The following is a 23,098-nucleotide window of genomic DNA, read 5'->3' on the forward strand; positions in this document are numbered from 1 at the left end:
CTCCAAATTCTTTCAAATTCGACCATTTGTTTCGAGTATAGCTTTAGTCTTATTCGAGGCATATTCGGAAAATTCGGAATGTGTCTCGAATGAGAGTAAACTTAGATACGGGGAAACCACTTGATTGGAATAGCTAAAATATTATCCTGAAATAAGTGCTTTTGCTCTTATTCTGATTTCTCCAGTGATTCTCCTTTTGGAGAACCGAAAATCTGCTTATGTATAATCAGGCAGATGCTGATAACTATTATGATTGCTGCAATCCCTAGGGTTTCGTGGGTTCTTTGGAAGCTATGACGCATAAGACCTCCGATTCCTTGGATCATTAGCACAAATTCATTGAGGAATATCCCGAGCAATAAGCCATAGACCCCGATTCCAATACCCTTATTCATTTTTAGTGCCTGACTGTTGAAGGCGTTGCCCAATAAAAATAAGGAAATAATTACTAATAATACCAAATGTAGGTAGGCAATAACGATCGGTCTAAAGCCATAGACCAATTGGCTTAAGGCCGGAATAATGGAGATCGCTTGCAGGATCAATTTGATGCAGACCGCTAAGGCCACACAGGACCATAAGATAAAGACAACTTTACTTAACTGTAATGCATCCGTTTTCTTTTTGGCAGCAAAGAATTTGATAAGGAATTTTGCCCATAGGAAGATTTGTACCAAAACGGTTAGCAGCAATAATCCATAAAGCCAATTAGGGAATCCTTTCCACCAGAGTACAGACAGAAAATAAGCAGGAACAACTGTTGAGATGTACAGCCATGAGAACCTCGGGCTAATGATACTCTGGCCAAATTTTTTGAAAATCCAATGGTTCAACAAACCAAAACAGCCAAAGAAAAACCAGCCATTGTATTGGAAATGCAGATAGAAGTAGACAGAGGCCAATTGTTTCAATGGATCCAGTTGATGGGTTACCTTCAGGTAAACCAAGCCAAATGTGCCAATCGATGAGAGAACATTATATATTACTGCGGCTTTGATCAAGATCAATATCGCTTTTGGAACAGAGGATTTATTGAGGTCTTTCCAGAGAACGATCGCAAACCAATAGGAGACCAACACGACCAAGAAGGAGAATGTAATAGAGAGAAAGGCATAACCCGTAATGGTAAATGAGATCAGCATGCCCAAGGATGCCAGAAAATTGGCTAATAGGATATTCCTATAAATTTTGGGAAAGCTCTTTTCCATGTTATTTCCAGTAACGATCAAGATCAAGAAAATCATGATCGCTTGAGAAACCCATCCCGAAAATGCAAAGTGCGAATGCGCATGCATCAGGTTTTTTTGATCCAGGAAGGGTAGGGGAAAGAGAAATTTAAGGCGCATCAATAGACCATAGATTCCCACGATCAGAAAACTGAACATGGTTAGTAGAGTCCAATCTTTTGCAGAATTAAATTTGAGTGTTGCTGACATTCCTTTTTTCTAAGCTAATTAACCTTGGACCTTTCCAGTGCAATAAGTCGGGATAAATACCTTTCCTTTGATAATGGAAAGTTTTTCCTCTTTTTCAAGGTTTTTCATGGCTCGGATTATGGTTTCCACCCTTAACCCGGTCATATTAGCCAATTGTTGCCTGGTCAACATCAATCGATGACATTCCCCACAGATGAGTTTGTTTTCATCGTTTAATTTATTGAGCAGATGGATCAGGATTTCCTCCGGCGAATAGCTGCAGATCATTTTCGTCATGAAGAGCTTGAACCGAAGTTCTCTTGCAATTCGTTGGGTTACCAAGAGCATGATGCTATGGTAATCGCTTAGAATCTCCATAAATGCGCTAGAGGATAACTTTAGCATGGTACATGGTTTGTCTGCGATGGCAGTCGCCACATGGTAACCGTTATCAAGTATGGCCACCTCCCCAAATCCCTCGCCTGCGCAGACGACCTTATGCAATACTTCTTTACCGTCGGCAAGGAAGTTGCAAATTCTTACTCGTCCACTGATCACCTGATAATAGAAATTTGAAGGACTATTCTCATGGAATATCACTTCTGCGCTTTCCACTTTTTTAACGGTTGCGCCTTTTTCAATAAGTAACTCGGATGGGATCATATCCTTGTTTGTTTTATGTCTTTCTATTTAAGACAAATCTATCCAGAAAGACTGTTTTCATAGTTGATGGTAGTCACTCAAAATAGTGATTAGAATCAAAATTAGACTTAATTCTCTAATAGTCAATAGGATGCAGGGTTGATTACCATAAATCAATACTGTTAATCAATAAATTATGATTTACCTCATAAAATTAGCCTCAAGCTTGCCGGTACCTTTGTAATAAACGTAATACACAATCATTGATTGAATTCAAAAAAATCTAAGAAACTATGAAAAAATTAACCGTACTCTTTTTGATGGCCATGTTCATATATGCCTGTTCATCAAACAATAGTGAACAAAAATCAGAACGTTCCTTCCCAGAGGAAACAGCCGCCGCATCTAGCGATGCTGGTACTGACGCAAGCTCCTATGACCCTAACCGCGGAGAAGGAAAATTTACAACAGTTGACCTAGGCGCCAAGCTGGATGTAGCGATGGCTGAAGCAGGCAAGACCATTGTAGATTTAAAGTGTGCATCATGCCACAAGATGACCGATGAGAAATTGGTTGGACCAGGATGGAAAGGCGTTTCAGAACGTAGAAAACCAGAATGGATCATGAACTTTATTACCAACCCAGATGCGATGTTGGATAAAGACCCTGAGTTGCAAGCGCAATTGGAATTGTGTTTAGTGCGTATGCCTAACCAAAACTTAACAGACGATGATGCCCGCAAAATCTTGGAATTTATGCGTCAAAATGATGGTGTGAAATAATTCGAAAGCAAGTTATTATATCTAAATCATACTATAATGGAATTTAAAAAATATTTTCTATCAGGGATTGCTGTGGCCACGCTGCTCACTTCATTCCAAGCTTGTAAGCCCAAAGGGGCGGGTGAAGCTGTCAGTGGTAATGCCGCAGAAAAGACCTATGTCGCTCCAGGAAAATACGATGAGTTTTACAACTTCGTATCAGGTGGTTTCAGTGGACAGATGTCTGTATACGGATTGCCTTCAGGACGTTTGTTAAGGGTCATCCCGGTATTCTCCGTGGATCCTGAAAAAGGATGGGGATTCAGTGAAGAAACGAAACCTATGCTGGAAACTTCCCATGGTAATGTGCCTTGGGATGATTTGCACCACGTTCAATTATCAAAAACCGACGGTAACTATGACGGACGTTGGGTATTTGCCAATGCCAACAATACACCACGTATTGCGCGTATCGACTTGACTACCTTCCGTACAGCAGAGATCCTTGAACTTCCGAACAGTGGGGGTAACCACTCATCACCTTATATCACTGAAAATACAGAGTATGTGGTAGCAGGAACGCGTTTTTCGGTTCCTTTAGATGGTGAAGGTGGCGACGTGCCTATCAATACCTTTAAGCAGAACTTCCGTGGTTCATTGAGCTTTGTCAGTGTAGACAAAACGAGTGGAAACATGGAATTATCCTTCCAGATTGAAACTCCTGGAGTCAACTACGATTTAAGTCGTGCTGGTAAAGGTGTATCTCATGGATGGTTCTTCTTCTCTACCTATAACACTGAACAAGCAAACACCTTGTTAGAGGTAAATGCGTCTAAAAATGACAAAGACTTTGTTTTAGCAGTAAACTGGAAAAAAGCAGAGGAATATTTAAAAGCTGGTAAAGGTAAAAAGGTTACTGGTCTGAAATATGCCCACAACAAGTACGATGAAAAATCACATACTTCTTCTACTGAATTCAAAACGGAAACTATCGTCTTGAAGGCAGAAGAGTTAGAAGGATTGTGTTACTATATCCCTTGTCCTAAATCACCTCACGGTGTAGACGTTGACCCTACGGGTGAATATATTGTAGGTTCAGGTAAACTTGCCGCTTTAATTCCAGTATTCTCATTCGATAAAATCCAAAAAGCGATTGCTGGAAAACAATTCGAAGGTGAATTCGGTGGTATTCCAATCATTAAATATGAAGCAGCATTACATGGCGAGGTTGAAAAACCAGGTTTAGGTCCATTGCACACTGAGTTTGATGAAAAAGGAAATGCGATCACTTCATTCTTCGTATCCTCAGAATTGGTGAAATGGAATGTGAAGACATTGAAAGTTATTGACCGTGTTCCCACTTATTATTCAACAGGTCACTTGATGATCCCTGGTGGTGATACCAAAAATCCTTATGGAAAATATGTGGTTGCTTATAACAAGATTACAAAAGACCGTTTCCTTCCTACAGGACCTGAATTGTCACAAAGTGCGCAGATCTTTGATATTTCAGGAGACAAGATGCAGTTGATCTTGGACTTCCCTACAATCGGTGAGCCGCACTATGCGCAAGCAATCAAGGCAGACAAAGTCGTAGACAAGAGCGTTAAGATCTTCAAAATCGAAGAAAATACGAACCCACATGCTACAAAAGGAGAGAGTGAAGCTCGCGTAGAACGTAAGGGTAACCAGATCCATGTTTACCTAACTTCTATCCGTTCCCACTTTGCCCCTGACAATATTGAGGGTGTTCAATTAGGCGATGAGGTCTATTTCCACGTAACTAATATTGAGCAAGACTGGGATATGCCCCATGGATTTGCCGTAAAAGGCGCCAAAAATGGCGAGCTTTTGGTTATGCCAGGAGAAACCCAGACCTTAAAATGGGTACCAGACCGTGTTGGTGTGTTCCCATTCTATTGTACGGACTTCTGTAGTGCATTGCACCAGGAAATGCAAGGTTATATCCGTATTTCGAAGAAAGGAAATAATGTTCCGTTGACCTACAGCGTTGGCACAAACATGCCTAAAGAGAGTACTAACTAAAGCTACATAGAGATGAAATCTACAAACAACTTGTCAGTCTTGCACCGTGTCTTATTGGTACTATGCGGTCTGGCTTTAGTAGCAGTCATCTTCCTTCCGATTTGGCGTATTGAGCTGGATGCAGCTCAATACCCAGAAGGGTTGGAACTGCAGATATTCAGCCATAAATTGTCTGGACAGGTGGATATCATCAACGGATTGAACCATTATATCGGCATGAAAACCCTACATAAGGAGGATTTTAAGGAATTCACAGTCCTTCCTTATATCATTGGATTCTTTGCATTGGCCTTTACCGTTGTCGGTCTTGCCAACAAAAGAAAGTGGGTATACTATTTATTTGGAGCATTCTTGCTATTTGGGATCGTAGCCATGGTAGACTTCTATGTTTGGGAGTACAACTATGGACATAACCTTGACCCGAATGCACCGATCAAAGTACCAGGAATGTCCTATACTCCTCCATTGATCGGCTATAAAAAGCTGTTGAATTTCGGAGCTTATTCCGTTCCCGATATTGGTGGTTGGATTTTTATCCTTTGCGGAATTATTTTGGCTTTTTGTGTCATTCAAGAATGGCGCAAAACGAAAACTTCTAAAAAACTTAAAAATGAACAGAACTAAGATATTTCTTATCTGCTTGAGCAGTGTCCTTCTGATCATGTTTGGATTGCAAGCATGTCAAGGCAATAGTGAACCAAAGCCCATAAAATATGGCTCTGACCAATGTGCTTATTGCAAAATGACCATTAGCGATGCTCGATTTGGCACACAGTTGCAGACTAAAAAAGGCCGAGTTTACAATTTCGACGATGTACAATGCATGATTTCCTTTGTGAAGGAAAGCAACGTGAAAAAGGAAGAGGTTGCAGCCTATTTTTTACCGGACTATAGCAGTAATAAATTGTTGCCAGCAGACAAGATGTTCTATTTGAAAAGCGAAGAGCTGAAAAGCCCTATGCGTGGAAATATTGCAGCCTTTGAAAAGACAGAGGATCTGGAAAAGACAAAAGCTGAATTAGGAGGTACCGCCCTTAGTTGGGAAGACCTTTGGAAATAAAACCTGCATCATGGGAAGATCAGTTTGGAAGATATTTAGTGCGTTGATTTGTTTATTTATGGTAGGTGGCATGTCTCATGCCACTACCATTAAAGTAGGCAAAAATCAGTCGGTGACATCCATAAAACAAGGGATTGCCCTGGCAAAAAAAGGCGATACCGTACTGGTTCAATCTGGAACCTATAAGGAGGGAAATATTATCATCGACAAAGCTATCAGCCTGATCGGTGAGGGCATGCCGACATTGGATGGAGAGAAAAAACATGAGCCAATCTCCGTAAAATCACCCTTTGTCCATATTCAAGGATTTAAGATCAAGGGCTCTGGACATTCCTCCATCAATGATGTAGCGGGAATAAAGATTTACAATACCCATCATGTCAACATTATCAACAATGTATTGGATGATAATTTCTTTGGGGTCTATTCCCAAAACTCCAAACATCTGGAGATCAGGGGTAACAAGATCCAGGCTTATGGAACGGCCGAACAATTGATCGGAAACGGTATCCATGGTTGGAAATCGGACAGCCTACTCATTGAGAACAATGAGATCTTAGGACATCGGGATGGCATCTATCTAGAATTTGTAACCCATACCCATGTCAACAAAAACCGCTCAGAGGGCAACCTGAGATATGGCCTGCATTTCATGTTTTCACATGACAACAGCTATATAGAAAACATATTCCGGGCAAATGGTGCCGGAGTGGCCGTTATGTACACCAAGAATGTACATATGGAGAACAATAAATTTGAAGAAAACTGGGGGGATTCCGCTTATGGTCTGCTCCTAAAAGATATATCAGACAGTAAAATAATCAACAATACATTTGATCGCAATACCGCCGGAATTTTTATGGAAGGTTCCAATAGGATCCAAATCGAGAACAACCTTTTTCAAGGAAATGGATGGAGCGTAAAAATCCAGGCGAGTTGTATGGACAATGATTTTAAGAATAATAATTTCTTGCAAAACACATTTGATGTGGCAACCAATGGAACGTTGACCCTTAACAATTTTGAAAATAATTATTGGGATAAATATGAAGGCTATGATCTGGATAAGGATGGGATTGGGGATATTCCTTTCCGCCCAGTAAGTTTATTTTCCATGTTGGTCGAGCGCTATCCATCTGCCATGTTGCTTTTTAGAAGTTTTATGGTGACGCTGTTTGATCGTACAGAAAAACTGTTGCCTAGTTTGACCCCAGAAGGGTTGAAAGATGAAAAACCACGTATGAAATCAGTTTAATTATGATCGAAATCCAACATATTTTCAAAGACTTTGGCAAGTTTAAGGTGCTGAAAGATATTAACCTTTCCTTGAATGGGGGAGAATGTGTCGCCTTGATAGGTCCAAACGGAAGTGGAAAGACCACGCTAATCAAAACTGTTTTGGGCATGGTAGTTCCCAGTTCAGGGATTATCAAATTTGACGGCGAAAATATTCAAAATAAATATTCTTACAGAAAGGAGATCGGCTATATGCCACAGATTGGCCAATATCCGGAGAATATGAGCATAGGACAGGTTTTAGATATGATGAAAGATATTCGGAAGATGCCCGAGGATCAGTTAGACCTGGATCTGTACAATGCATTCCACCTACCGGCCCTGTTGGATAAGCGTATGGGGACCTTGTCTGGCGGAACTCGGCAAAAAGTTAGTGCCTGCTTGGCCTTTCTTTTTAATCCAAAGGCTTTGATCCTGGATGAACCGACGGCCGGACTAGATCCTCTTTCCTCCGAAATATTGAAAAGTAAGATCCAGAAGGTCATGAATGAAAATAAACTGATCATTATCAGTTCACATGTGCTCAGTGACCTTGACGATCTAGTTTCCCAAATCATTTATCTGCAAGAAGGGAAACTGATGTTCCATAAATCACTTCAACAGTTAAAGATAGATACAGGTACAGATAAATTGTCTAAAGCAATTGCGCAGGTCATGTCTGTTCCAAATCAAACTAAATAGGCTATCCATGAATAAAATTATACGCTACGTTTTTGTTGATTTACTGAGAAATAAAACCATCATTTTCTATACCGTTTTACTCTTTGCCCTTTCAGTAAGTGTGTTCAGTATGGAAGATAATTATGAAAAAGGATTGGTGAGTTTATTGAACATTGTACTTTTTGTTGTTCCTCTGGTAAGTATCGTATTTTCAAGCATATACCTCTATAATAGTGCTGAATTTATTTGTTTATTAGTGAGTCAACCCCTGAAGCGGGGGAATATTTGGCTGAACATCTTTGCAGGTCTGGCAGGTACTTTATGTCTATCCTTTTTTATAGGCGTAGGGATACCAACCCTCATTTATGCTTTCAGCAGTTCTGGATTAATTTTGGTCGGATGCGGGTTATTGCTTTCTGTGATCTTTGTGTCAATAGCCTTGTGGACCTCTGTATTGATTCGGGACAAATCCAAAGGTATCGGACTTGCAATCCTCTTGTGGTTGTATTTCGGGTTGCTGTTCGATGCCTTGGTCTTATTTATGTTGTTCCAATTTTCGGACTACCCAATCGAGAACTTTATGGTTGGATTGTCCATGTTCAACCCCATCGATGTCTGTCGGATCTTGATCCTCTTGCAACTCGACCTTTCCGCCATGATGGGTTATACTGGAGCAATTTTTAGAGACTTCTTTGGAAATGCCCTCGGCATGAGCATTACAATTGCTGTCCTGTTTTTGTGGGCGAGCATTCCACTATGGCTGTCGGTCAGGTATTTTAAAAAGAAGGATCTATAGGAGCGAGTACGGCAATTGGTACTATGCCAAACAAATGACAGGTCCGATTGACGGTTTTATACATTGTCATAAAATTCATTTTTGCCATGATAATCAATCAATTCACAAAAATCTCAGAGCTTATCAAAGCTAATGAGTTGTGCATTGATGCCATTGCATCAATAGCGAAACCCTTACGGAAAATCAAAATTCCAATATTGCGTAAGGTCTTGACTCCTCGTGTCAATATCATGGAAGCTGCAAAGATTGCAAACTGTTCTGTAGATGACTTTAGACGTGTTCTGGAGCCACTGGGTTTTACATGGGAAGAGGATTCTAGGCCCAAGACTTCTGAATTAGAGAAAGTACAAAATAAACCAGGCTGGCTACTGGAATGTGAACAGATTGTTCCATTGGATGTCAGGCCAATTCTAGATGCTGACCGTGATCCATTAAAAGAAATCATGGCAGCTTATAAAACACTTCCTGAAAAGGCAGTTTTGGAAATCATCAATACATTTTTGCCATTCCCACTTATTAGCCGACTGGAAGATAAAGGCGCATTCAGTTATACCGATGAAGTTTCAAAAACGGAATTTCATACATATTTCTATAAGCCAATGGGAGAAAAGGTGGTGGCCAAAATAGAGTCCATGATATCGTTTGTATCCTTTGATGTGATCGAAGGGATACTGAATAAGAAGAGTTTCGATATGGTAGAGTTGGATGTTAGGAGTTTGCCAATGCCACAACCTATTGAGCGTATCTTGGAAACCTTGGGCCAATTAAAAGCGAATGAAGGCCTTTTTGTCCAACACAAGAAAGTACCCCTTTACCTGTTGGAAGAATTGGGCAATCTACCTTATCGGGTATTTGTCAGCGAAATTGCCGAAGGAGATGTGAGAATATTAATTCATCCTTAAGTAAAGAGATATGACTTTAAGTTCGATGGATAATGCCACTAAAGGATATGTAGTTGTGCCATTTTTTGCTACGGCGGCTATCTTTTTCCTAGTTTTCAGCATCCTGTTGGTTTTGACGGGGAGCCAAATCCTAGGACATTATTTTCAACCTAAGGTTCTAGCTATAGTCCATACCCTAGCCTTGGGGTGGGGCACCATGATCATATTTGGGGCAGCCTATCAATTAGTGCCGGTCATATTTGAGCAAACTCTGTTCTCCCCTAAATTAGCTTTGTTCAGCTATTTCCCGTTAACCGTAGGTAGCTGTCTCTTGATCCATAGCTTTTGGAATTTCCGTACTGATTGGGTCCTGATTTTAGGTGGGTCCCTAGTTTGCTTGGCATCTTATATCTATTTCCTGGTCATATGGATGACCAGTAAGAACCATGAAAAATCGTTAGAATTCAATCTGTTTTTCATGTTTTCCGCATTCTGGTTATGTTTCACTACAACTGTAGGTTTATTGCTGGCCATTAATTTAGGGCATCACTATATTTCCAAGAATCATTTGGATATCTTGAAACTGCATGCCCATGCTGGTTTAGCGGGATGGTTTCTACAACTGATCCTCGGGGCAGGGGCAAAGATGATCCCCATGTTCGTCATGGGTAAATCGATCAAGAGAAAAGCATTGTTTATTTCTGTTACCCTGATCAATACAGGGTTGATCATGTTCCTGGTTCACGGATATAGAAATCAAGTGGATTACAAACTTCTGCTATGCGGAACATTGATCCTTGCGGGTGTCATCAGTTGGGGGGTATTTATTCAGGACTGTTTAAAGAACAGGCTTCGAAAAAAAATAGAGATCCCTATCAAGCATAGCTTATTATCCATTGGTAGTCTGTTTGCTGCTTTTGCAAGTTTGCCACTCGTAATTAATCAAGAGTCAGGGAATTGGGTTACCCTCTATATGGTTTGGATATTCTTGGGTTGGATAACGGGAATAATCTTGGGTATGACCTTTAAGACCCTGCCATTTATTATTTGGAACATTCAGTATAAAAACTTGAACGGAATGGCCAATGTGCCCATGCCGAAAGACCTATATAGCCATCAATTATTAAAGGTCCAATACATTCTGTTCCTTGCAGGTTTATCACTGACCGTGCTGGCGGTTGGCTTCAAAATCAAATGGTTGATCACTGTCAGTTCTATCCTATGGGTCCTTCTTTCCGTTTCTTACTTAATGAATGTTTTGAAGGTGCTGACTCATAAGAGGAAGGAGGAATATGGAAGTTGATTTTACATCTCCGTTTGCTTCGGAGCAATTGAAGGCGATACAATCGCTGATGCTAGTCATGGATCCAGAACTTGGGATAAACATTATTGATATGGGCTTGGTCTATGGATTTGATTTTACAAAGAGCGACAAGCTACAGATTCAAATGACCTTAACGACGCCCTATTGTCCGATGGCAGGGTCCATCACGCAGGCGGTGCAAAAAAGTATGGAAAACACCTTTCCTGACCGAGAAATCATATTAGAACTGGTCTGGCAACCGGAATGGTCACCTGATCTGATGACCGAGGCGGGAAGGGAACAATTGAATAGACAATAAAACTAAATTAATACTACTATGAAAAATGTAATCTATGTGATCTGTTGGAGTTTATTTGCTCTGACGATGGCTTCTTGCCAAAAGGACGATGGTTTGGAAAATCCTTTGGAAGATAAAATGATCATTGCTGAAAAAACGATAAATGCCTCAACGCAAGTCCAGCTCTTGGCTGATAAGGATCTGGTTGTAGGTTATCAACAAGTTTATGTCAGAGTTTTGAAAGATGGAAAATCTAATGCTACAGATAAGATAGAATTTTCTCCAGTGATGGATATGGGTACCATGAAACATGGTGCACCTATCGGTAAATTTGCATTCAATTCTGCCGTTGATGCCTTCCAAGGTTTTGTGGTTTTTACCATGCCTACTGCGGATAATGGAACTTGGGCAATTGACCTGAAAATCAATAATGAAACGCTGAACTTTCCGGTCGTGATCAAACCTGCAGCCACGGGTAATGTTCCTGTGAAGTCTTTCACTGCACCTGATAATAAACGCTACATCCTGACCTTGGTACAACCTTCTTCCCCAAAGATTGGAATCAATGATTTGGAAGTGATGGTTTTCTGGAGGGAAAATATGTTTTCATTTCCTGTTCAGGACGGATTGACATTAGATTTCCATCCCGAAATGACTTCCATGAACCATGGCTCCAGCAATAATGTAAACCCACAGGGTTCAGGTGCAGGAATTTATAAAGGAAAAGTGAATTTCAGTATGTCTGGAGATTGGAGACTGTTCTTCAATATCAGCAAGGGTGAAACCCAGTTAGGGAAAGATGTCTTTCTAGATGTTCTTTTTTAGATAATAAGGATCAATAAAATTGTTAGGACTCGTTAAAATTTAGGGCTTATGAAAAGGGTTTCTTTTATTTTAAGTTTTTGCTTCCTGGCGGCTGGACAATTTGTTCAAGCCCAGCATCATCATCATGACACCTTGAAGAATGTTGCCATTGAGGAAGTGGTGGTAAGTACTCAGGTTTCAGTAAATAAGCAGCTTGAAAATGAACAACGAGCTTCTAAACAAGCGAATATTGACCAGATCTTGGACAGGATAGCTGGGGTACAGATGGTTCGCAGGGGCAATTATGCCTGGGAACCAACCATCCGTAGCCTAAATGCTGCGCAGATCAATCTGACAATTGATGGAATGGCGATTTTTGGAGCATGTACCGATCGTATGGATCCTATCAGCTCTTACATTGAGCCCAGTAACTTGAAGCAGATCAATGTGAATATTGGCCCATCATTCAACAGCTATGCTGGGGGAATGGCGGGAGGAATGAACTTCAAACTTGCCAATCCGGAACTTTCCAAAGTACCTCAATTGAATGGAATGCTAGGGACAGGTTATGAATCGAACTCACAAGCTGTTCAGACCTTGGCATCACTGCAATATAGTTCGGATAAATTTGCATTCCTCGTGAACGGAATTTTTAGAAAAGCACAGAACTATAAAGCGGCGGACAGGACAATTGTTCCAAATTCGCAGTTCCAGAAATGGAATGGATCTATTGCTGCGACCTATAAGTTGAATTCCAAGAATCAAATACTTGCCCAATATCTTGCCGATTATGGTCAGGATATTGGGTACCCTGCATTGACCATGGATGTTGCTTTTGCCAATGCAAATATTGTTTCCCTGACGCATGTCTATAATGCCGGCAAAGTAGGGCTGAATGAAATTCGATCTAAGATTTATTTCAACCATATAGACCATGCTATGGATGATAGCAAAAGACCTGCGGAAACTGTTCCGATGCACATGGATATGCCCGGTCTATCATGGACTGCTGGCTTTTATTCCGAGTCGGGATATCAGTTTGCCAAGCATCATTTGCAAGCAAGGCTAAATGGATACATCAATAGGTTGACAGCCAATATGACCATGTATCCAAAAGAAGGTAATCCTATGTTTATGTTTACCCTGCCCGATGTACAGCGAGGTTTGCTGAGCTTGGACCTGTCAGATAGATACTATCTGAATGAAAAATGGATGCTGGACTTTATGGGAACCTATAGCTTAGCGAACTCCAGTATCTATAGCCAGCAAGGGAAAGAACAGCTATCTAGCTTAACAGATGCTCCTCTCGATGGTTCAAATCACCTTGGAAACATTAATCTGACCGGCCATTATCATCCATCTGCCAATTTGCATTGGATGGCAAAGATTGGATATGCGAACCGCAGTGCCAGTCTTCAGGAATATTATGGGTTCTATCTGTTCAACCGGTTGGATAGCTATGATTACCTAGGTAATGTGGATCTGAAAACCGAGAAGTCACTACAGGCAAGCTTTGGTCTAAGCTATCAGCTTCCTTGGCTTAGATTGGAGGCAAATCTGTATAACTACTATTTCAGGGACTACATTGCCGGAAGGATTAATCCTGACTTTCATGTGATGACCATTGGCGCTACTGGGGTGAAACAACATCAGAATTTGGAACATGCCAATCTGATGGGGGCTGAAATGGCCATGAAGATCAAGTTCCTAAAGAATCTGGAGTGGTTGAGCACCATAGCCTATTCCGAAGGAAGGGATTTTGAAGGCAATTACCTGCCGTTGATTTCGCCTTTTACCAATAATAATACTTTCCTCTTTAGCCATAAGGGCTATGTGGCGCAATTTGAAGTAAGTTATTTTGCTAAACAAAATAAAGTGAGTTCCGCCATTTATGGGGATACCGCTACACCCAAAGCAACCTTGTTCAATGTTGCGGTGCGGAAGGCATTCCAAATAAAGCAGCAAAAACTAACCGCCAACTTGAGGATGGAAAATATCTTTGATAGATATTATTTTCGCCATCAAGATATCATGAAGATTGCTAGACCTGGACGCAATTTAATAGCCCAGATCAACTTTTCTTTCTAATTTTTTGCACAAAATAGGCCTTTATGTTTCGCCTCATAAAATACTGGGGCTTTTGTGGTTAGCTTTATATAATTCTTGAAATCTATCTCTCATTCTAAAACCATGCCTATGAAAAACGTGATCAAACGTGATGGTTCTCTTGAACTTTTTCATTCCTATAAAATTGAAGATGCCATAAAAAAGGCATTCGAAAGTGTGTCTGTTCCTTATGATGAGCAGATCATAGAAACCATTCTGGACGAACAGCAAAATGCCGACCTCTTGGATGTTGAAGACATTCAGGACGTCATAGAAAGAAAGCTCTATGCAGCTGGATATTTTCAGGTGATGCGTTCATTTATGTTGTTTCGCCATACCCGAAAATTACAACGTGAGCATATCGATCGTTTTGTAGATTCCAGTACTTATGTGGATAGTAGTCATGCTGTCGAGGAATACATTTACCAAAACGACTGGCGTATCCAAGCGAATGCCAATAACTCATTTTCCAATGCCGGTTTGGTGAACAATACTGCTGGAAAGATCATTGCCAATTACTGGTTGGATAAGGTTTACAATAGGATTGAAGGTCATGCCCATCGTAACGCTGATATCCATATACATGACTTGGATTGTTTAACCGGTTATTGTGCCGGTTGGAGTCTAAGGGTGTTGTTGGATGAAGGTTTCAATGGTGTCAGGGGTCGGGTTGATAGTAATCCACCTTCGCATTTCAGGGAGTCCTTGGGCCAGATGGCCAATTTCTTGGGCATTCTGCAGAGTGAATGGGCAGGAGCTCAGGCCTTCAGTTCGTTTGATACCTATCTTGCACCTTATGTCTTTAAGGATTGCCTAAGCCAGATTGACGTCAAGAAAGCTATCCGTAGCTTCGTCTATAACCTGAATGTACCTGCTCGTTGGGGGCAATCTCCATTTACCAATATTACCCTCGATTGGAATGTCCCACAGGACTTGAGGGACCAAATCCCTACCAAAGCAGGAAAACATCTGTTCAGGGGCATCAATAATGAAGTCTTGAAAACATTGGCGCTTGAAAGAGGCGTTCAAGATTTGGAAGATTTGACCTATAAACATTTCCAGCCGGAAATGAACATGATCAATCGGGCATATTATGAAGTCATGACCGAAGGTGATGCAAATGGACAGCCCTTTACATTTCCTATCCCTACCGTGAACATCACAGAGGACTTTGATTGGAACGGAGAAAATGTGGATGTCCTGTTTGAGAACACGGCCAAGATAGGGTCCTCTTATTTTCAAAACTTTATCGGTAGCCAATATTTTATTGATGAAAATGGAGATCGACAGGAAAATCCGGATGCCTATAAACCGAATGCCGTACGGAGTATGTGCTGCCGTTTGCAACTTGACCTTCGGGAATTGCTGAAACGTGGAAATGGTCTCTTTGGAAGTGCCGAGATGACCGGCAGTATCGGTGTGGTAACCATTAATATGGCCAGATTGGGTTATCTGTACCAAGGAAATAGGGATGGTCTGTTTGCCCGACTGGATGAACTGATGGAAATCGGACGCTCGACCCTCGAAAAGAAAAGGAAATTTATTCAGGAAATGTACGATAATGGTTTGTATCCATATACCAAGAGATACCTTTCCCATTTCAGGAATCACTTTTCAACCATCGGTGTCAATGGGATGAATGAAATGATCCGCAATTATACCGGCAATCAGGAGAATATTGTTTCGGATTGGGGGATTGAATTTGCCAGTGAGATCCTGGATTATATCCGCGAGCGCTTGAAAAAATTTCAAGAAGAAACCGGCAATCTATACAACCTGGAAGCGACACCTGCTGAAGGGACAACCTATCGTTTTGCTAAAGAAGATAAAAAACGCTTCCCTGATATTCTGCAGGCAGGGCAAGATCAACAGATATATTATACCAATAGTTCCCAAATTCCGGTAAATCATACAGACGATCCATTTGAAGCTTTGTTGCTGCAGGATCAACTGCAATGTAAGTATACCGGCGGGACGGTACTGCACCTGTACATGCGGGAAAAGATCAGTACTCCCGAAGCCTGTAAGCTGTTTGTAAGGACCGTATTGAGCAATTTCAGATTGCCTTATATCACGGTAACTCCTGTATTTAGTATCTGTCCTGTGCATGGATACCTGAATGGGGAACATGAATATTGCCCAAAATGTGATGATGAAATCGTGAATCAATATAATTTAAATAGTGAATATGGAAACCATGAAGAATGAAAGATTGCTATTGTTGCAGCAACATCAGCAAGAACGCAGTAAATGTTTGGTCTATACTCGTGTAATGGGGTATCATAGACCTGTTGAAAGTTTCAATATCGGTAAACAAGGAGAGCATAAACAGCGGACCCTGTTCCAAGAAGGATATGGCAAATGCTCTATATGATATAACTCCTTTTACCTTATTGGATTACCCTAATAAAGCAGCCTGCATCCTTTGGTTTGTGGGCTGCAATATGCGTTGCCAATATTGTTATAATCCTGATATCGTATTTGGTAAAGGTAAGATTGGCATCGATCAAGCTGAAGCTTTTTTGAAATCTCGAAAGGGCCTATTGCAAGCGGTTGTCTTTAGCGGTGGGGAATGTACCATGCATCCAGATATGATGTCCTTGGTGAAGATTGCCAAATCTTTAGGGTACCTCATTAAAGTCGATACCAATGGCGCGAGACCAAAGCTGATCAAAAGCCTTATTGACAATGATCTTTTGGATTATGTAGCGCTTGATTTCAAGGGCTTGGGAGAGCGTTTTCATGAAATAACTGTTTCTGGTTCCTTCGAAGCTTTTGAAGAAACATTGGGTATCTTGTTGAATGCCAACATTCAATTTGAAGTCCGAACAACTGCGCATTCCCAATTGCTATCTGCTGCGGATCTGCAGGGAATGTTGAAATTCTTGGAGGATCGCGGTTATAGGAATAATTACTATCTGCAAAAGGCCTTAAACAATGTAAAGATGATTGCCGAATTGGGTGATTCGAATTATAGGGATGAAGAATTGAGATTCGGGGACAATGGGCTGAGGATAGTTGTAAGGGGCTAGAAAAAAAACCAGACCAGAAATTGATCCTGACCTGGTTTACTATTACTATAAACAAATTTTATTTCTTTTCAATAAAGGCTGCTGCCTGAATTACATTGGCATCTTTGACAACCAATCCTTTTTTAGCAGTACCTGTTTGAGGATCGATAGCATAGAATTGTGGAAATTTATCTAGTTCCGTTAGTCCGACATAGGCTTTGCCTTCAAATACATATGGCCAGCTAAGCCCTGATGGCATATTGTTGTAGGTTGGGATTCCCTTTACCCAATTGAATTTTTTCTCCTTCATGTTTACCACCGCATATTGGGAGGAAGCATCCATTCCAGGTTGCTTTCCAGCTTCATATTTCTTGTTGTAGAATTCAATCAAGAATATATCATCCAATAATGGCCACACCTTACTGAACCTATAACCAGCAGATGCTGCTTCTAAATCCCAGAAGTACCCTTTGTCGAAAGTAGTTGCGCCTTTTCTGATAACCAAAGCTCCTGCTTTTTTAGTTCCGAAGTTATTGCCCGAGAAAACATAGACATCACCATTAGAAGCAACACCGATTTGGGAATATCTAGCTGAACGGTAAAAACCTCCAGAAATAGATAGACGTGAATCGCTATAGACCGCTTCTGTCTTTAATGTTTTAGCGTTTATTTTTGCTACCACAACATTATCGATATCCGTGTTTTCGTGGAAGTGGAGACTGGTATAGAATGCGTCGTCTTTACCATCGGCTAATCCTATCAATGCGGCATTCTTACCTTCGAATCCATTAAATTGATTGACTTTGAACGTTTGGAATTGGGGTTCTCCTGCTGAAAGTCCAATACGGTTCATGGTTCCTACGGTTTTATCAGCAGCTCTATATCCACTCATGATGGTATAGGCATAATCACCAACAACACCAGCCGTTACGAATCCGTTTTGGATTTCGAATTGATTCCCCACAGTCATGGCAGCTCCAGATGGATTAATGGTGAAACGTTGCCCAATATGTGCATCTCCACGTCCGTATTTGATTCCAACCAGGCCTACATGTCCATATGACATAAACTGCGTGAATGTATTTGTGAACTCCAAACCGGTTCCTTTTGGTGAAATACTGTCTTTTTCGTTTGCCAAAGAGTTTGCAGGAAGGAAGTAAGTAGCGGTAGTTGAACCAGGGACCGATACAGCAACCAGAAATTTACCTTCTTTGTTCTCCTTTACAGGTGTTGGAGGTACTGGGTTTTCTTCTGTACAGGCAACTAGGGTTAAAATTGCCATTGCATAAATCCATGATTGTTTGATTAATTGATTTTTCATTTTTATGAAATTATTGATGTTAATTTATTGATGAGTTATTGCGTTTTATAAAGTAATACCTAAGTTTTACAGCGAAACTTCGTCCCGGTTTTTGTAAGCTGTAATTATCATAGAGCATGGCGTCTGCTAGGTTTCTGGCTTCCACACTGATATTGTATTTACCGTTTTTAAGCATGTAGCTTGCGGAGAAGTCGCTATATAATTGCTGAGGTACAATTGCTTTGGATGCCCTATCGGCATAAGCATAGGAATGCAGGTAGATTTTGTCCACAAAGTTTAGGGTGTAATTGATGTTTAGGGTATTTCCTTTACCGAAAAGGTTGTGGAAGTAATAGGTGGCATCAACATTCCAGAAGAAGTAAGGCAGATTTGGCATTCGGTAACCATAGTTGCCATTGGGTTGTGTTTCGGCAAGGTTGGAGAAAGGGGCCTTGTCCCTGATATCCATGTAAGTAAATGTACCTCCTATAGAAGCCTTGTTTTTATAGTACAGGCGTGCTTCAAAATCAGTTCCCCATCTGGTCACTCGCCCGTGGTTCCTATTTTGGAATACAGTTTCACCATTTATTGCATCTCCTTTTCTGCCTGGCAATCGTTGGATGAAATTATAGGTGTCCCTATGGTATCCCGCCCAGTCAAGAAACAAGCTGTATGAAGGGCTGATTTCCTTGTTGAAAGTAATGCCCAGGTTATAATTGTTGGACTCTTCCGGTTGTAACGTGATGTTTCCTTCATCTAAAAGCTCATCGCCAAATAATTCGCGATCATTCGGCAATCGATATGCCTTTTCAGCAGAGGCTTTAAATTGGAAGTCTTTATAGAAATAATTGCTCGCAATACCGTAACCTGTTTTAGAGGCGTTTTCCTGTCTTTTAGAAGTTATTAATTCCTCGTTGGTTTGTGGGCCGGTTGCTCTGTTTAAGTAATGCTTTCCAAATACGATGGTGTTCCATTTTTTTCTGAAGGTAAATCTGTACTCAAAGCCCAAAGAGTTCTTTAGACTTGTTCTGGTCATGCTATCTGCTGCATTTGGAAGTTCTGGGTAAAGGTCATTTGCAATACTTTCCAGATTTGGTTTTCTGGAATAAAAGGAGAGGTTGTTATTGATGCTAACAGAATGACTTTTGTTGATGCGGTAACCGATACCTAGGGATGCTGATTGGTTGCTGTTAGAATATTCCGCCATTCCTAGACTTGCTTCACCATAAGCTGCATTGACCCCTCTTAGGTCCGCCATTTTCTTTTTAGAGCCATCCCAACTGTACTTATAAGCAGAAGTATCTATACTCCCAGCTTTTTCGTAGTTGTAATTCCCTGTTGCTCGGACGCTTAATCCTTCAATTAATAGGTTCCTTTTGTCATAAACGAAAGAGGGCAAAATAGATTTGCTGAATGCAGTCCTTTCGCCAAACACATACCTCATTTCAGACCCATGTTGGATATCTCGATGAACTTGTCCCATCGTTAACCCAAATAACATTCTGTCAGCCCATTTCTTACCAACCACACCTACTTTGGCGATTAAGGTCTCGTTCCTGTAATGATCATGAAAGCGTCTGAACCAAGAAGAGTCTGCAGACCATGCAGATCCGGTTTGCCAATTATCTCCTTCGGATCCAGGTGAATTGTCCTTAGCAAAAATCCGGTATGATGTCTTTACATTATAATTGTTGTCAGAATAATTTTGAAAAGCATTCAATTGGAGTGAGACTCCCGATTTGAAGGTGTGGTTCAAACTGAGGTTACTTCTCTGGGTATTAAAAGATCCATAGGAATAGGATGCATCCAAGGATGTATTGGCAGACTGGTTGGTGACTATATTGATAACTCCACCTAATGCGTCTGAGCCAAATTCAATAGGCACAACTCCTTTGTATATTTCAATGCGGTCAGCGGCATTCACAGGGATATTGTTCAGTTGAAAGGCAGACCCCATTCCCTCCATAGGCACTCCATCGATGAAGACTCGGATGTTTCTCCCAGTAAAGCCGTTCAGGGTAATGTTCATATCGGAACCAACACCTCCCGTTTCACGAATTTTTACGCCTGAAGCCTTATCTAATAGATGCGCTAAATCTAATGTGGAATTGTACTGCGATTTTGCATCTATGGCCACCACATTGAATGGAGTTTCGCGGACTTTCTGTACCGCACTTTTGCCGTGAACAACAACTTGATCTATATTGGTGCTTGGATCAATCTCAAGATAGAATACCTGATTGATGTTTTCATTGTCATGAACCTTTATCCGCCGAAGCTGACTTTTGTATCCTATTGCTGAGGCCAATAGTTCATATTCTCCTGCAGAAGTCGACAAGATAAACCTGCCGTTTTTATCAACTTCTGAATGGTAATTGGTTTTACATATACGCACAGAAGCATGATCGATGACTTGACCTTTCTGGTTGAATACATGCCCAGTTATTTTTGATGTTTGAGGGAAAGCTTGGAGGGCTGATAGTCCGATGAAAATTATCAGGAATAATACTTTTTTCATTGTTGAGTAAAATATTGAAATAACTATTAAAACTTTTAGCTATAAATAACCTATTGCTATTTAGATTAATTATAAATAACTTTGCAAAGTTATAGTTACAATAGAAAATATTTAGCGAAATCCGGGACAAAAAGTAATGAAAAAAGGGATGGTAGTGCGTTCAGAAATCACTGAATTGAGACGAGTTTTATACGACAATTTTATTGAGGACAATCCAACAAATGATGATAAATCAGTACATGACAATCAATTTGACTATGAACAGAATGGGATAACAGTATGCTGCAAAACACAGCTTGCAAAAGGATTGCATATCGCCGAGGTAAACCTGGATACTTGCTGTTCACTGACCAATACATGGTCGACAGAGAAACCCCATGTCCGCTTCTTCTTTTATCTGAAAGGAAACTCACATGTGAACAATGGCGCTGGAAATGAAAGCTATTCACATCGGATAGGGATGCTACAACGGAACTTTTTAGATACCCAAGGGGGAGGAGGAGAGATCGTTATAGAGAAAAATGATCAGGTACATTATATCATCATAAAAATGACCTATTCTTTTTATTTGCAATTATTAAAAGATGAAGAATGGATAGACAACGACCCTTTTCATCAATATATTCTGGGTGGAAAACCTGAGAATCGGCCGAATGAAACGTTATTTATGGATTTAGGTATCTTGAAAATCCTGCAGGAAATCATGAATAATGAAAGTGTTGTCCATCATCGCTATCATTACCTGAAGCTTAAATTGAAAGAATTGCTGTTTGTGATATATCAGAAAACCAATACCGGAGAGGTTTTGCCAGCGAAGGGTTCTAATTCTAACAATAGACTTGAAGAAATTAGATCTTTCCTTGTTCAAAATTTAGAAAATCCTCCATCAAGTGCAGATTTAGCAAAGCGGTTTATGCTGAATGAAAGAAAACTAAAAGCAGATTTCCAGAAAAAATTTGGAAAGACCATTTACGGTCTTGTTATACAGATGCGGATGGAGAAGGCTATACAGCTTTTGTATGAAAACTTAAATGTTAATGAGATAGCATGTATTTTGGGGTATAGCAGTGTTCCACATTTTATTAAAGTGTTCAGGACCTACTATGGCGACACCCCAAAACAGTTCATGCTAGATATTCATAATAAAAGTACGTCTATTCCTCAATCCAAGCTTTTATGTAATCATATTCAATGATGGTAACTTCATCGTTATTGTCTGTGTAATTAGCAGCTCCAAGTCCAATTTGGTCTAAACCTGATAGACCACTGTTGTTCCAAGTATAGAGCCGGGTGTTATTTAAAAAGAAGTCAACATTGCCATTTTCAAATTCTATCCGTAGAATATTAGTTTTTCCAATTCCTTGAATGGCAGATGATTTAGTCCAATCCTGTATCAGGTTAAAATCTCCGTCGATATGTTTGAAAACGGTGTAGCCAATATTAGCATTTAAAACTATCCAAGATAAATAGCCCTTTTCCAATCGACCATAAAATATCGCAGGATCTCCTACTCCTGCGGTTTGTTTATATCCTATCTCGAGAATTTGTTTTTTAGCTTGTCCAAATATGCTTTTTGGGGCAGTATTCCCATTGACATGATTTGAATTAATCCTATAACTTACCACATAATGGCCATCTTTCTCTTCAGAATTGAACCCCTGGTTTTCATTTCCAGTTACCCAGCCGCTATTCCCATTAAAATTTTCCTCATAAACTAAGGTTCCATGTTTACTTCCATCTTCATCCTTGCTACAGGAAGCAAATAGGACTAAACAACAAAAAGGGATTATTGCGCTCCATTTAATTGATTTATTTTTCATGATCTTCTAATATTACAATGTGACTTAATTCATTCGAATTTCTAAGGTTTTATAGGCAGCATTCGATATTATAAAATTAGAAGAGAGCCAAAAGGCAAACAATACTTAAAAACCATTAATTTTTCCAGTAGGTGAGGTTGTGGAATAGGTTAAGGCTTGTTAGTTTAATTCAAAGAAGATGCTCAGAATTATATTGTTAGTGTTTGTTGTTGAAAAATCTTAATATCCTTTTTATCTAGCATCAATAGAAAATTGGATCATGTTAAAGTAATACTCTTGTAATGAAAAAACGGTTTTATGCAGAGGAAATATCGTTTCTCATAACTTTTGTTTTTTGTGTTACCTGCTGTTTTTGTTGTTAAATATTAATTATTAATATTA

At 40.2% G+C, this 23,098-nt stretch carries 21 protein-coding genes; 16 read left to right on the plus strand and 5 right to left on the minus strand.

Annotated features, from left to right (window positions below):
- Positions 1-167: 167 nt before the first annotated feature.
- Together ACWIB3_RS04455 and ACWIB3_RS04460 are read right to left on the minus strand one after the other, a co-directional pair.
- The gene (locus tag ACWIB3_RS04455) at positions 168-1,436 is read right to left on the minus strand and encodes a hypothetical protein (protein WP_454291001.1); all 1,269 of its coding nucleotides are present in this window, start codon (positions 1,434-1,436) and stop codon (positions 168-170) included.
- An 18-nt stretch (positions 1,437-1,454) separates the two neighbouring features.
- On the minus strand, positions 1,455-2,078 hold the full coding sequence (locus ACWIB3_RS04460) for a Crp/Fnr family transcriptional regulator (protein ID WP_454291002.1): 624 nt from the start codon (positions 2,076-2,078) through the stop codon (positions 1,455-1,457).
- A gap of 272 nt (positions 2,079-2,350) precedes the next feature.
- On the opposite strand from ACWIB3_RS04460, the gene ACWIB3_RS04465 reads away from it, so the two are divergent.
- The 15 genes from ACWIB3_RS04465 (at position 2,351) to ACWIB3_RS04535 (ending at position 17,100) form a co-directional block, all read left to right on the plus strand.
- On the plus strand, positions 2,351-2,839 hold the full coding sequence (locus ACWIB3_RS04465; RefSeq protein ID WP_185213018.1) for a c-type cytochrome: 489 nt from the start codon (positions 2,351-2,353) through the stop codon (positions 2,837-2,839).
- Positions 2,840-2,875: 36 nt separating this feature from the next.
- Complete coding sequence (gene nosZ, locus ACWIB3_RS04470) at positions 2,876-4,864, plus strand: Sec-dependent nitrous-oxide reductase (protein WP_185213017.1); 1,989 nt, start codon at positions 2,876-2,878, stop codon at positions 4,862-4,864.
- A gap of 12 nt (positions 4,865-4,876) precedes the next feature.
- Entirely contained in the window at positions 4,877-5,488 is a 612-nt protein-coding gene (locus tag ACWIB3_RS04475; protein WP_197700953.1) for a hypothetical protein, read from the plus strand.
- Positions 5,475-5,924, plus strand: a complete 450-nt coding sequence (locus ACWIB3_RS04480; RefSeq protein ID WP_214648454.1) for a nitrous oxide reductase accessory protein NosL — start codon at positions 5,475-5,477, stop codon at positions 5,922-5,924. The genes ACWIB3_RS04475 and ACWIB3_RS04480 overlap by 14 nt, the downstream gene beginning before the upstream one ends.
- Positions 5,925-5,934: 10 nt before the next feature.
- Positions 5,935-7,179 carry a nitrous oxide reductase family maturation protein NosD gene (locus tag ACWIB3_RS04485; protein WP_454291003.1) on the plus strand — a complete coding sequence of 415 codons (1,245 nt, stop codon included), beginning with the start codon at positions 5,935-5,937 and terminating at the stop codon, positions 7,177-7,179.
- A gap of 2 nt (positions 7,180-7,181) precedes the next feature.
- The gene (locus ACWIB3_RS04490; protein ID WP_454291004.1) at positions 7,182-7,901 is read left to right on the plus strand and encodes an ABC transporter ATP-binding protein; all 720 of its coding nucleotides are present in this window, start codon (positions 7,182-7,184) and stop codon (positions 7,899-7,901) included.
- A gap of 7 nt (positions 7,902-7,908) precedes the next feature.
- On the plus strand, positions 7,909-8,676 hold the full coding sequence (locus tag ACWIB3_RS04495; RefSeq protein ID WP_454291005.1) for an ABC transporter permease: 768 nt from the start codon (positions 7,909-7,911) through the stop codon (positions 8,674-8,676).
- Between the two features lie 86 nt (positions 8,677-8,762).
- The gene (locus ACWIB3_RS04500; RefSeq protein ID WP_454291006.1) at positions 8,763-9,578 is read left to right on the plus strand and encodes a DUF2249 domain-containing protein; all 816 of its coding nucleotides are present in this window, start codon (positions 8,763-8,765) and stop codon (positions 9,576-9,578) included.
- 10 nt (positions 9,579-9,588) lie between these two features.
- Positions 9,589-10,860: a hypothetical protein gene (locus tag ACWIB3_RS04505; protein ID WP_454291007.1), complete on the plus strand. Its 1,272-nt coding sequence runs from the start codon at positions 9,589-9,591 to the stop codon at positions 10,858-10,860.
- Positions 10,861-10,918: 58 nt separating this feature from the next.
- Positions 10,919-11,179, plus strand: coding sequence for a metal-sulfur cluster assembly factor (locus ACWIB3_RS04510; RefSeq protein ID WP_313260477.1), 261 nt, complete (start codon positions 10,919-10,921; stop codon positions 11,177-11,179).
- Between the two features lie 18 nt (positions 11,180-11,197).
- A complete protein-coding gene (locus tag ACWIB3_RS04515; protein WP_454291008.1) occupies positions 11,198-11,983 on the plus strand; it encodes a FixH family protein in 786 nt (261 codons plus the stop codon).
- 48 nt (positions 11,984-12,031) lie between these two features.
- On the plus strand, positions 12,032-14,050 hold the full coding sequence (locus ACWIB3_RS04520) for a TonB-dependent receptor (RefSeq protein WP_454291009.1): 2,019 nt from the start codon (positions 12,032-12,034) through the stop codon (positions 14,048-14,050).
- Positions 14,051-14,158: 108 nt separating this feature from the next.
- Entirely contained in the window at positions 14,159-16,276 is a 2,118-nt protein-coding gene (locus ACWIB3_RS04525; protein ID WP_454291010.1) for a ribonucleoside triphosphate reductase, read from the plus strand.
- The gene (nrdD, locus tag ACWIB3_RS04530; RefSeq protein ID WP_095067913.1) at positions 16,257-16,442 is read left to right on the plus strand and encodes an anaerobic ribonucleoside-triphosphate reductase; all 186 of its coding nucleotides are present in this window, start codon (positions 16,257-16,259) and stop codon (positions 16,440-16,442) included. Before ACWIB3_RS04525 ends, nrdD begins: the two co-directional genes overlap by 20 nt.
- A complete protein-coding gene (locus ACWIB3_RS04535) occupies positions 16,423-17,100 on the plus strand; it encodes an anaerobic ribonucleoside-triphosphate reductase activating protein (protein ID WP_454291011.1) in 678 nt (225 codons plus the stop codon). Before nrdD ends, ACWIB3_RS04535 begins: the two co-directional genes overlap by 20 nt.
- A 58-nt stretch (positions 17,101-17,158) precedes the next feature.
- Here the strand turns inward: ACWIB3_RS04535 and ACWIB3_RS04540 are convergent, their stop codons facing one another.
- Both ACWIB3_RS04540 and ACWIB3_RS04545 read right to left on the minus strand, forming a co-directional pair.
- Complete coding sequence (locus ACWIB3_RS04540; protein WP_454291012.1) at positions 17,159-18,400, minus strand: DUF4374 domain-containing protein; 1,242 nt, start codon at positions 18,398-18,400, stop codon at positions 17,159-17,161.
- A gap of 19 nt (positions 18,401-18,419) precedes the next feature.
- Positions 18,420-20,897, minus strand: coding sequence for a TonB-dependent receptor (locus ACWIB3_RS04545; RefSeq protein ID WP_454291013.1), 2,478 nt, complete (start codon positions 20,895-20,897; stop codon positions 18,420-18,422).
- Between the two features lie 136 nt (positions 20,898-21,033).
- Here ACWIB3_RS04545 and ACWIB3_RS04550 point away from each other — a divergent pair, with 136 nt between their 5' ends.
- A complete protein-coding gene (locus ACWIB3_RS04550; RefSeq protein WP_454291014.1) occupies positions 21,034-22,092 on the plus strand; it encodes a helix-turn-helix transcriptional regulator in 1,059 nt (352 codons plus the stop codon).
- Here ACWIB3_RS04550 and ACWIB3_RS04555 read toward each other — a convergent pair.
- Positions 22,052-22,717 (minus strand): hypothetical protein, encoded by a 666-nt coding sequence (locus ACWIB3_RS04555; RefSeq protein WP_185213002.1) that lies wholly within the window; start codon positions 22,715-22,717, stop codon positions 22,052-22,054. The genes ACWIB3_RS04550 and ACWIB3_RS04555 overlap by 41 nt on opposite strands.
- Between the last annotated feature and the right edge of the window lie 381 nt (positions 22,718-23,098).

It is taken from the genome of Sphingobacterium sp. NPDC055431 (genome assembly GCF_053644255.1).